Genomic DNA, 3804 nt, shown 5'->3' with positions numbered 1-3804 from the left:
CCGCTGCGGAGGAGCAGTCCCTCCACGTTCGCACGCAGCGCGCGGTGGTCGATCGTCGCGACAGGAGCGCTGCGCCGGGGCGCGGGGATCGTCATCCCGTCGGGCTGAAACACGCCGTCTAGACTATCGAGGTCCCCCGATCCCGACCCTGGAGCACGCATGCCTTCGAAGGGCCTCGGCCTCGCGCCCCGCCTCCGGTACCTCGCCGGACGCGCACGTCGCATCGACGTCGGATCCGTCCTCGAACGCGCGAAGGAGGCCTCGGAGGAGCACGGCAAGTGGCGTCCCGCGATCGTCGCCGACATGCTCTGGCAGGCGGGCTTCAAGAACGTCGGCTTCCAGGACTACATCGACTACGACTTCGCGATCCTGAACGCCGCCGAACGGGCGACGTACATGACGCACCCCGTGTCGAACCAGCTGTCGCAGAAGTACGACCACCCCGACTACCGCGGCCTGTTCCAGGACAAGGTCGAGTTCGACCGCACGTTCAGCGCCTTCCTCCGCCGCGACTGGATGGTCGTCGAAGAGGGCAACGCCGACGCCGTGCGGGACTTCGCCGAGAAGCACGGCACGATCGTCACGAAGGAGCCGGTGGGTCAGGCCGGCACGGGCGTTCACCGTTACCACGCGGCCGACATCACCGACTGGGACGGCTTCCACCGCGGGCTGCTCGAACGCGGTGAGCTGCTGATCGAAGAGGTCATCCGCCAGCACGCCGCCCTCGCGGCCGTGTGCCCCGGCACCGTGAACACGACCCGTGTGACCGCGTTCTTCGACGGCGAGAAGACGCACATCCTGGCGATGGCGCAGAAGTTCGGCCGCGGTGCGGTGAGCGACCAGATGACGTTCGGCGGCTTCTACACGATGCTCGACGAGAACGGTCACGCTGTCGGGCCCGGCTACGACTCGCACGCACACGTGCACGTGAAGCACCCCGACAGCGGGTTCGTGATCGCGGACTTCCAGCTGCCGATGGTCGACGAGGTGAAGGCGTTCGTCGACCAGGTCGCGCGCGTCGTCCCTCAGGTCCAGTATGTCGGCTGGGACATCGTCGTGAGCCCCGACGGCCCGGTGCTGGTCGAGGGCAACTGGGGTGCCGGAGTGTACGAGAACAAGCCCAGTGTCACCGGCATCCGCACCGGCCACAAGCCGCGCTACCGCGAGGCCATCGGCTTTTGAGCTCACCCGGCCCGTCGGCGCCCGCCGCCACGGCGCAGGAGGAGCGACGTCGCAACGGCTCCCGCTGCGGCGCCCAGCGTGTTCCACAGCACGTCTTGAAGGTCGGGCACGCGTCCGGGGATACGCAGCTGCGCGTACTCGACGCCGAACGAGACGACGAAGCCCAACAACGGTGCGAGCAGCCACAGCCGCCGGCCGAGCAGCAGGGCGAGGGCGGCGCCGAGCGGGACGAACAGGAGTGCGTTCAGGCTGCTCTCCCACTGCCAGCCGCTGAGGCCTGCGACCACCGGCGCGGCGAACCGGTCGGCCAGCGCCATGAACGCGCCGCGGGCAGGAGCCACGAGGCTGCGGGGCGCGAGCGTCAGCGCGAGGACGGCCGTCACCGACATGCCGGCCAGGAGCAGCCGCGGGACGAGGGGCGAGACGTCTTCTGTGGGACGGGTCATCCCCCCACATCACACGAGCGGGTGTTGCGTGAGCGTATGCATCGCGCTCGGCCGCTCACCCTCGCACGCAAGAGGCGCGGCGCCTCTCGGGCACCGCGCCTCTCGCATGTGAGCCGGGTCAGACCGCGCGGACGACGCCGAGCGGCGTCGACTGGTGGCCCTGGCCCAGCGGGTTGTCTTTGAGGATCGAGACGAGCTGCTTCTCGCCGGCCTTGTCGAGCGTCGAGCCGAGGATGTTGCCACCGAGGTCGTTGATGTCGACGACCGCGACCTCGGGCACGCCGCCGAGCAGGGCTTTGAGGTGCTCGGCGACCTCGCGCGGACGCTCAGGTCCGAGCACCACGGCCTTGTTGTACGGCGGGATGGTGCCCGATGTCGGCCCATCGATGGCGCGGGCCTTGTCGCCGGCGATGCGGTAGAAGTCGCCCTTGCGGCCGAACAGCTTCGTCACCGCCGAGACGGCGGCCGCGAACAGGATCCGCAGCGTTCCGCACTCGCGCAGCGCCATCTCCATCGTCTCGGGCATGCCGAGTCCGATCCCGTACGGCGTGCGAGTGACGTACTTCGACAGGAAGAACGCCAGCTTGCGCGGCTTGATGTCCTCGACGAGGTACGAGCGGCCCTGCGTGATCGCGACGATCTTCTCGGTCACGAAGAGCAGATCGCCCTCGCGCACGACGTCGGTCGCGTACTCGCGGACGAAGTCGTCGAGGTCGTCGCCGGGCATCACGACCCGCGTGCGGATCGGGATACGCGCGAACGACGAGCCTTCGACCTGGACGGTGAGCGCCTTGCCGGCGTTCGCCTCACTCACTCGAGGTAGTCCCGCAGCGACTGCGAACGCGACGGGTGACGCAGCTTCGCCATCGTCTTCGACTCGATCTGGCGGATGCGCTCACGCGTGACGCCGAACGTGTCCCCGATCTGGTCGAGCGTCTTCGGCTGCCCGTCACCGAGTCCGAAGCGCATGCGGATCACGCCCGCCTCGCGCTCGGAGAGGGAGTCGAGGAGCGACTCGAGCTGACGCTGCAGCATCGTGAAGCCGACGGCATCGGCGGGCACGACGGCCTCGGTGTCCTCGATGAGGTCACCGAACTCGCTGTCGCCGTCTTCGCCGAGCGGCGTGTGCAGCGAGATCGGCTCACGGCCGTACTTCTGCACCTCGATGACCTTCTCGGGGGTCATGTCGAGTTCGCGGCTGAGCTCCTCGGGCGTGGGTTCGCGTCCGAGGTCCTGCAGCATCTGACGCTGGACACGGGCGAGCTTGTTGATGACCTCGACCATGTGCACCGGGATGCGGATGGTGCGGGCCTGGTCGGCCATGGCGCGGGTGATCGCCTGGCGGATCCACCACGTCGCGTAGGTCGAGAACTTGAAGCCCTTGGTGTAGTCGAACTTCTCGACCGCGCGGATGAGACCGAGGTTGCCCTCCTGGATGAGGTCCAGGAACTGCATGCCGCGGCCGGTGTAGCGCTTGGCGAGCGAGACGACGAGGCGGAGGTTCGCGCCGAGCAGGTGGCTCTTCGCGCGCTGGCCGTCACGTGCCACCCACTGCAGGTCGAGACCGAGCTGCGAGGTCTTCTCAGCGGCAGACATGTGCGACAGCTTCTCTTCGGCGAACAGGCCCGCCTCGATGCGCATCGCGAGCTCGACCTCTTCGGCCGCGTTGAGGAGCGGCACCTTGCCGATCTGCTTGAGGTAGTCCTTGACCGGGTCGGCCGTCGCGCCGGTGATCTGGGTCGAGTAGACCGGGACATCGTCCTCGTCGCTCGACGAGATGACGATCGCACCCGTGGGAAGGGGCTCGGTGAACGCCGGCTTGGTGCTCTCCTCGTCCTCCTCCTCATCCTCGGCCGCGCTGTCGTCGCCCGCAGGCTTTCCGGCGCCCTTGGCGTCGGCGGTGTCGCCCGACTCGTCGTCGGAAGCGTCGTCGTCGCCGTCGAGTTCGACGTCGTCGTCGAGCTCCTCGACGTCGTCCTCGAACTCGTCGTCCGACTTCTTCGCGCGCTTGGACGCGGTCTTCGGCGCAGCCTTCGCCTTGGCGGCCCCCTTGGCTGCGGGAGCCTTCTTGGCGGCTGCGGTCTTCGTCTCGTCCGACTCGGTGTCCTTCGCGGCCGAGCGAGCCTTGGTGTTCGTGCCTGGAGTCACGTTTCGCCTTTCACCGGTCGACGCGCTC

At 68.4% G+C, this 3804-nt stretch carries 4 protein-coding genes; 1 reads left to right on the top strand and 3 read right to left on the bottom strand.

The window, feature by feature from the left end; translation table 11 throughout:
* The first annotated feature begins 159 nt into the window (after positions 1-159).
* The gene (locus tag ACTHNQ_RS19800) at positions 160-1182 is read left to right on the top strand and encodes a sugar-transfer associated ATP-grasp domain-containing protein (protein WP_440335638.1); all 1023 of its coding nucleotides are present in this window, start codon (positions 160-162) and stop codon (positions 1180-1182) included.
* A gap of 2 nt (positions 1183-1184) precedes the next feature.
* On the opposite strand, the gene ACTHNQ_RS19795 is transcribed toward ACTHNQ_RS19800, so the two are convergent.
* From ACTHNQ_RS19795 to ACTHNQ_RS19785, 3 genes are all read right to left on the bottom strand, one after another.
* On the bottom strand, positions 1185-1628 hold the full coding sequence (locus ACTHNQ_RS19795; protein WP_440335637.1) for a VanZ family protein: 444 nt from the start codon (positions 1626-1628) through the stop codon (positions 1185-1187).
* A 118-nt stretch (positions 1629-1746) separates the two neighbouring features.
* Positions 1747-2442, bottom strand: a complete 696-nt coding sequence (locus ACTHNQ_RS19790) for a coenzyme F420-0:L-glutamate ligase (protein WP_440335636.1) — start codon at positions 2440-2442, stop codon at positions 1747-1749.
* On the bottom strand, positions 2439-3776 hold the full coding sequence (locus tag ACTHNQ_RS19785) for an RNA polymerase sigma factor (protein WP_440335635.1): 1338 nt from the start codon (positions 3774-3776) through the stop codon (positions 2439-2441). The genes ACTHNQ_RS19790 and ACTHNQ_RS19785 overlap by 4 nt, the downstream gene beginning before the upstream one ends.
* Positions 3777-3804: the final 28 nt, after the last annotated feature.

Origin of the sequence: Microbacterium sp. (genome assembly GCF_051953575.1) — a bacterium.
Lineage (GTDB): Bacteria > Actinomycetota > Actinomycetes > Actinomycetales > Microbacteriaceae > Microbacterium.
The sequence above is the reverse complement of the archived record's forward strand: the minus strand, read 5'-3'. Positions and strand labels throughout refer to the sequence as shown.

Excerpts from the sequence above, each read along its gene's own strand:
- ACTHNQ_RS19800 (WP_440335638.1), top strand. The coding sequence starts at position 160 with ATGCCTTCGAAGGGCCTCGGCCTCGCGCCCCGCCTCCGGTACCTCGCC.
- ACTHNQ_RS19795 (WP_440335637.1), bottom strand. The coding sequence starts at position 1,628 with ATGACCCGTCCCACAGAAGACGTCTCGCCCCTCGTCCCGCGGCTGCTC.